The 4,234-nt window shown below is 56.4% G+C and carries 1 protein-coding gene and 2 pseudogenes; 2 read left to right on the forward strand and 1 reads right to left on the reverse strand.

The features are described from left to right. Both AC2CJA_RS24865 and AC2CJA_RS24870 read left to right on the forward strand, forming a co-directional pair. Positions 1-94, forward strand: a pseudogene (locus AC2CJA_RS24865) (IS5/IS1182 family transposase); the annotation flags it as partial. Positions 95-593: 499 nt separating this feature from the next. Further along, complete coding sequence (locus AC2CJA_RS24870) at positions 594-4,055, forward strand: type ISP restriction/modification enzyme (protein WP_484604922.1); 3,462 nt, start codon at positions 594-596, stop codon at positions 4,053-4,055. An 84-nt stretch (positions 4,056-4,139) separates the two neighbouring features. Here the strand turns inward: AC2CJA_RS24870 and AC2CJA_RS24875 are convergent. Further along, positions 4,140-4,234, reverse strand: a pseudogene (locus tag AC2CJA_RS24875) (IS5/IS1182 family transposase); the annotation flags it as partial.

The raw sequence follows: 4,234 nt of genomic DNA on the forward strand, positions 1-4,234 counted from the left end.
GCGTCTCCTTCGCAAGATCCGATGCTCGACCACCCGGATCACCAGCCTCATCCAAGCCGTCCTCACCCTGCATTTGGCCAGCTCAGGCCGATGATGGAAAAGCCTCACTGACCGCTGTTGTCCGTGGTTGACCGCTGAATCTGGCACACCTGTGGCACGCCTACCCTTCGTCCCGAACTACCGGCAACTACGGCTGCTGAGGTCTCCTCACCCTGCCAGCCGTCCGCCCGGAGCCGCTGGCGATCGACTGCGGCTGCGCTGGTTGCTGTACTCCACTGCTGTACTGGCAACGGCTCCGAAGGAGACTTGCGTCTGTGCGGAGTGCCCTGGTCACCTCCATGCTGCACGCTGTCCGTGCCTTCTGTGTTCACAGCTGATCCACGGGCTCCGGAACCCAGGACCTGTGGTGGCTTGAAGGGGCAACGGAGCGTTGCTGTTGATTGGCTGGCTCGCGTGATCGCCCGACGCCTCACCAAGGACGGCCGGGCTGATCGGAACGTGACGTACCGGCATTCGCGACTCGCATGACGGCTGTCTGAGGCTGGTACTACTCTGATCGCCTTGAGGCCGGTGTACGAGGCGCAGGGGGACAGATGGAAGCACTCGAAAGTTACCTGCAGGGGATGGGGACCATTCAAGCCACGGGCGAGGCGGTCGAAGAAACCTCGTTTTACGGACAACTAGAGCGTCTCCTCAATGAGGTGGGCAGGCGCCTTACTCCGAAGGTCACCTGTGTGCTGAACACGCGGAACCGCGGAGCTGGCATCCCAGACGGTGGCCTGTTCATCGACAGTAGAACCGTAGCTAAGGCGGGACGCGATGCTCTTGACGTACGCATCCCGGAACGGGGTGTTGTAGAGGTCAAAGGACCTGCTAAGGATGCACGGAAGGTGGCTCGAACTCAGCAGGTTCGAAAATACCTCGACCGTTACGGTAAGGTGCTAGTCACAACCTACAGGGAATTCCTGGTTGTAAGGATCGATTCTAACGGGACACTCGTGGAAGGTGAGGCATTCACCCTTGCCGTGGACGAGGAGTCCTTCTGGGCTTTGACTCGGTCGCCAGAACAGGTGACCGACGAGATGAAGTCCGGTCTCAGCAATTATTTGAAACGGGCGCTGTTGGGAGACGCGCCGATTTCGCAACCAGCTGATCTGGCTTACTTTCTCGCATCTTATGCCCGGGAGGGAAGGAAAAGGCTCGACTCAGCTGATGCCAAGCACTTTGCTGCGCTAAGAGCTCTCCGGGAATCCATGGAAGATGGCTTGGGTCTTCGTTTCGAAGGTGAGAAGGGAGAGCAGTTCTTCCGCTCGGCTCTCGTGCAAACTCTTTTCTACGGGGTATTCGCTGCGTGGGTGGTGTGGTGTGAGAACCAGCCGGAGGATAGCAGCGAGCGATTCACTTGGAAGTCCGCTCAGTGGACTTTGAAGGTCCCGATGGTGCGCGTGCTGTTTCATCAGCTGGCTACTCCATCGGCTTTGCCTGTTGGACTTGATGATGTCCTGAACTGGACAGAGGACGCTTTGGCAAGGGTTGATCGAACGCTCTTTTTCAAGAGGTTCGAATCGGCCAATGCAGTGCAATACTTCTATGAGCCGTTCCTGGAAGCGTACGATCCGGTACTCCGACGGCAACTGGGCGTCTGGTACACGCCACCTGAGGTCGTCCGCTACATGGTTCGGCGTGTTCATGAGACTTTGCAGAAAGACTTGGGCATTGAGTTGGGGTTGGCGGATGAGAACGTCCATATCCTCGATCCCTGCACGGGCACGGGGTCATTCCTTGTGGAAACGATTGATGCTATCGCTGAGGTTTTGAAGGATTACCACGGCGATGACTTGATCGGGCAGGACGCCAAGAAGGCCGCTCTCACGCGAGTTCACGGATTCGAACTTCTTCCTGCGCCTTTTGTTATTGCGCACTTGAATGTTGCCCTCGCATTGGAGAGACTGGGCGCTCCACTCGTTGCTAACGAGCGGGCGCAGGTATACCTGACTAACGCCCTTACCGGCTGGAATGATGGTGACGAGCATCCCCGCCTACCTTTTCCTGAATTCGAAGAGGAGCGTGATGCTGCATCGGGGGTCAAAAGAAGCGAGCCGATCCTTGTCGTGCTCGGCAACCCGCCATATAACGGGTACGCCGGAGTGAGCGGTAGTGACGAGGGCGGGTTGATCGAGCCGTACAAGGCAGGCCTGGCCGATAAATGGGACATCAGTAAGCATAGCCTTAATGATCTCTACGTTCGGTTTTTCCGCATAGCTGAGCGCCGCATAGCAGAGCAAACCGGCAAAGGGGTCATTTGCTACATCTCCAATTTCTCTTGGCTCGGCGACCCATCTGCTGTTGTCATGCGGGAAAGTCTCATTAAGGCCTTCGATCGGCTGTACGTAGACAACCTGAATGGCGATAGTAGAGAGACGGGCAAGAATACACCTGACGGCCTCAAAGACCCGAGTATTTTCAGCACGAGCATGAATGCAGACGGGATTCAGGTCGGTACGGCAATCAGTCTGCTTGTGCGCAAGGAACTGCACGACGCTAAGGCGATCGAGGTGCAGTATCGGGACTTCTGGGGAAGCGATAAGAGGGGCGAGCTCCTGCGGTCGCTTACTGATCCAAGCCAAGCGCCAGCATACTCGACTATTTACCCTACTAAAGAGAACTGGTTCCGCCTGCGTCGTTGGGAACCACGCGAAGGTTATGACCAGTGGCCAGCAGTCACAGAACTATGTAGGGTGGATCCTCTGCTCGGACTCAATGAAAATCGCGGTGACAGTCTGATTTCGACTAACCGTGAAGAATTGACCGAGCGCATGAAGCACTATCTTGACCCGGAAATTAGCTTCGATGAGCTAGACGATAGGACTGAAGCGCTGAGGCAGCCGTGGGCGCGTTTCAATCCGCAGAAGGTCAGGGACAGGTTGCTGGCGGAAAGCCCCTTTGACGAGGGCAAGATTGTGCGGTTTTGTGTCAAGCCTTTCGATGTGCGTTGGGCATACGTAGACACAACCGGCAAGCTCTGGAACGAGTCCCGTGATGAGCTGGTCAAAGCGGCTTCCGTTGGAAGTGAATTCTTGCTGTTGAGGCGACGAGCGCCACGCGCTCACGATGGCGCTGCATTCCTGGTGTCCAGTGCGCTCATTGATCAGCATGTCATGCACAAAGATGCCTATGTAGTCCCCTTCTTCCTGGCGGCGGAGAATCAAGGGGGCAATGATCCGAGTAATGACGGCACCATCGCTATGTTCGATATCGTGGGGAAAGATCAACCCGAATGGCGCCCGAATCTCTCTGATTTTGCGCTGAATTATCTCCGTGGCCTCGGCCTGTCCGATGTTGATACGTCTTATGAGAGTGCTCAGCTGCTCTGGCAACACGTGCTCGCCGTCGGTTATTCTCCTCTCTACCTTGAAGAGAATGGAGACGCCATTCGCAACAACTGGCCCCAGATCCCCCTGCCTAGGTCACGCGAGCACTTGATGGCCTCGGCGGCCCTTGGTCGACGCGTTGCAGCTCTGCTGAATATCACCCGACGCAGCCGAGAGGTCAATGCGGCGGATGCCGGTTTTTTGATGTCAATTGCGCGTATCCAAAGGAAAGACGGAAGCCAGCCTTCTCCCGAGCGAGGTGATCTTTATATCACTGCAGGTTGGGCTGTCTTGCAGAAGCGGGAGCAAAAGAGCGGCGTCATTTCGCGCATCGTAATGCCTGGGCGCGGTCGTGTGGTCGTCCGGCAGCGCAACGACAGTGAAAGAGCAGACTTGACGGAGAGGCACGTTGAGGTCTTGGGGGCCGATGTTGTCGACGTGTACCTCAATAATGAGACGTGCTGGCAGGGAGTCCCGCAGGCCGTTTGGGACTTCAAGATTGGCGGGTTCTCGGTCCTTCGCAAGTGGCTGTCTTACCGCGAGCGCTCAATAATTGGTCGAGACTTGAGTGTTGCCGAGGTGCGCGAGTTTACAGATATCTGCAGGAGAATTGCTGCTCTAGTTCTCGTGCAGAAGGAACTGGATAGGAATTACTTGGAGGCGGCTGAGGAAGCCCTCAAATAGTTGGGTACCTCTGTGTTGCATTCCTTGGGAATGCAACACAATTCCAATCTCGTGCATGTGTTCTCGTGCAGTGAGGCTTTTCCATCATCGGCCTGAGCTGGCCAAATGCAGGGTGAGGACGGCTTGGATGAGGCTGGTGATCCGGGTGGTCGAGCATCGGATCTTGCGAAGGAGACGCC

The sequence above is a fragment of the Streptomyces sp. ATLC9 genome, from assembly GCF_057196705.1.

Bases quoted from the DNA above. Each gene is read 5' to 3' on its own strand.
- AC2CJA_RS24870 (WP_484604922.1), top strand. From the start codon at position 594: ATGGAAGCACTCGAAAGTTACCTGCAGGGGATGGGGACCATTCAAGCC.